The sequence below is a fragment of the Stenotrophomonas sp. STEN021 genome (assembly GCF_056760175.1).
Genome location: NZ_JBRREH010000164.1, coordinates 1 through 1,745, shown reverse-complemented (window position 1 = coordinate 1,745; position 1,745 = coordinate 1). Strand labels below are relative to the sequence as shown.

3 protein-coding genes are annotated in these 1,745 nt (G+C 61.0%); 1 reads left to right on the top strand and 2 read right to left on the bottom strand.

Going from position 1 to position 1,745, the window contains the following annotated elements; translation table 11 throughout:
• Nucleotides 1-87 precede the first annotated feature (87 nt).
• The gene (map, locus tag ACVOL0_RS20330; protein ID WP_481550622.1) at nucleotides 88-879 is read right to left on the bottom strand and encodes a type I methionyl aminopeptidase; all 792 of its coding nucleotides are present in this window, start codon (nucleotides 877-879) and stop codon (nucleotides 88-90) included.
• The gene (locus ACVOL0_RS20325; RefSeq protein ID WP_481550621.1) at nucleotides 876-1,088 is read right to left on the bottom strand and encodes a ParD-like family protein; all 213 of its coding nucleotides are present in this window, start codon (nucleotides 1,086-1,088) and stop codon (nucleotides 876-878) included. The genes map and ACVOL0_RS20325 overlap by 4 nt, the downstream gene beginning before the upstream one ends.
• Nucleotides 1,089-1,373: 285 nt before the next feature.
• Here ACVOL0_RS20325 and rpsP point away from each other — a divergent pair, with 285 nt between their 5' ends.
• The gene (gene rpsP, locus ACVOL0_RS20320; protein WP_481550620.1) at nucleotides 1,374-1,634 is read left to right on the top strand and encodes a 30S ribosomal protein S16; all 261 of its coding nucleotides are present in this window, start codon (nucleotides 1,374-1,376) and stop codon (nucleotides 1,632-1,634) included.
• The last annotated feature ends 111 nt before the right edge of the window (nucleotides 1,635-1,745 follow it).

Below are 1,745 nucleotides of genomic sequence, written 5' to 3'. Positions count from 1 at the left end.
AAGCTGATATTGCTGAAGCTGCTGGCAAACGTGAGACCTGATGGTGCCTCTGCTTCGCGGCTTACGCCGCTCCTACAAAAGCGCGTCCTACGCGACGGTGCCAAGCAGCTTCTTTGCGATGGCCCGCTCCTCATCGCGCAGGGTCAGTACGCGTACGCCGGTTTCCGTCACCTCGACGGTATGCTCGCACTGCGCCGACAGCTTTCCATCGCGCGTGGTCACGGTCCAGCCATCGTCGTGGTTGTCGATCGCCGCGCGGCCCTGGTTGATCATCGGCTCGATGGTGAAAGTCATGCCGGCCTGCAGTTCGAGTCCGGCGCCACGATGCCCGTAATGCAGTACCTGCGGATCTTCGTGCATCTCGCGGCCAATACCATGACCGCAATACTCCTTCACTACCGAATAGCCGGCGTCCTTGGCGTGGCGGTTGATCGCAAAGCCGATGTCGCCCAAGGTCGCGCCTGGACGTACCGCAGTGATGCCTTTCCACATGGCCTCGTTGGTGACGCGCACCAGGCGTTTGGCTTGATGGCTTACCTCGCCGATCAGGTACATGCGGCTGGAATCGGCGATGTAGCCGTTCTTCTCCAGGGTGATGTCCAGGTTGACGATGCTGCCGCTGCGGAGAATGTCTTTCGATGACGGTACGCCGTGGCAGACAACGGTATCGACGGAGCTGTTGAGGACATAGGCAAAGCCATACTGGCCTTTGCTGGCCGGGCGTGCCTGCAAACGGTCGACGATGAAGCGCTCGACCCAGTCGTTTACCTGCAGCGTGCTCATGCCTTCCAGTGGCAGCTGGTTCAGTGCTTCGAACACTGACGCCAGAAGACGTCCGGATTCGGCCATCAATGCCAGTTCATGTGGCTGCTTGATCATGTCTCTGCCACTCGCATGTTTGCGGGGCTTACCCCCGCGGCTGCGAGTTCGCGCGCGACCAGCTCCTGGAAACTCAGCTGCGGATTCAATTCGCAGAGCATGCCGATCCTGATCCAGAACCCGGCCTGGGCATTGATGGAGCGGCCAGACACGGTGCTGGCCCTGCGCAGGTTGTCGTGCAGTTCGTCGTCGATGTTCACGATGCCCATCGGTCGCTCCCTTGGTTTAATATATGATCCATATACGAATCATATTATTTTTATGCTGAGCGAAACACAAGAAAGGCCTGGCGGTGGCACCTGCCACGCAAAGGAGATGGGTAGTCGGCGTCGGGCTGCAAAGGTCCAGCTTGCTGCGCTGGCCTGCCGCCAGTAGAAGCTCGGGGGCGTTCAGGTTCTCTGTCAGGGCCGGGGTTGGAATGAGACGAGGTGGTCGCTATAATCGCCGGCTTACCGCGCCATCCTGGCGACTGGGCAACATAGGAAAATACCACCATGGTCAAGATTCGACTGACCCGCGGCGGCGCCAAGAAGCGTCCGTTCTACCACATCATCGTTTCCGACGTCCGTAGCGCCCGCGACGGCCGCAACATCGAGCGCGTCGGTTACTACAACCCGGTTGCCCAGGGTGCCGAGCAGCGCGTTGTGCTGGATATCGCTGCTGTCGACAAGTGGATCGCCAACGGCGCTCAGATGACCGACAAGGTTCGCAACCTGTACAAGGAAGCGTCCAAGTCCCAGGCCGCTGCGGCCTGATCCTGGCGGGGGGGCCCCCCCCCGCGGCCCCCCGCGATATTTTTTAAAATAAAATGCACCCGGCAACGGGGGGGGGGGGTTGGGGGGGGGGGTGGGGGGGGGGGGGCCGGG

Bases quoted from the DNA above. Each gene is read 5' to 3' on its own strand.
- map (WP_481550622.1), bottom strand. From the start codon at position 879: ATGATCAAGCAGCCACATGAACTGGCATTGATGGCCGAATCCGGACGT.
- ACVOL0_RS20325 (WP_481550621.1), bottom strand. From the start codon at position 1,088: ATGGGCATCGTGAACATCGACGACGAACTGCACGACAACCTGCGCAGG.
- rpsP (WP_481550620.1), top strand. From the start codon at position 1,374: ATGGTCAAGATTCGACTGACCCGCGGCGGCGCCAAGAAGCGTCCGTTC.